1 protein-coding gene is annotated in these 251 nt (G+C 55.8%); it reads right to left on the reverse strand.

Annotation, left to right across the window (positions count from 1 at the left end):
- A partial coding sequence (locus SB753_RS39710; protein WP_410805500.1) for an NAD(P)/FAD-dependent oxidoreductase occupies nt 1-251 on the reverse strand: 251 nt, incomplete at both ends.

A 251-nucleotide genomic window follows, 5' to 3' on the forward strand; every position in this document is an offset into this window, starting at 1 on the left:
GTATACCAGCGCTCGACGAACGCGCGAAACGTATCGATCCCCTTGCGCAGCGGAACATCATAAGCAGACTGCCAGTCAACACTCTCGCCAGCAAACTGACGCTCAAGCGTCCCAACAGCAAGATGCGCGGAGCGCAAAGCAATAGTCACACCCGACGAAAACACCGGATCAAGAAACTCACCCGCATTCCCGAGCAATGCAAACCCAGGCCCATGCAGTCGTTCGACATTCGCCGAATACCCGCCAATATG

Origin of the sequence: Paraburkholderia sp. SIMBA_053, from assembly GCF_046534895.1 — a bacterium.
GTDB lineage: Bacteria > Pseudomonadota > Gammaproteobacteria > Burkholderiales > Burkholderiaceae > Paraburkholderia > Paraburkholderia caledonica.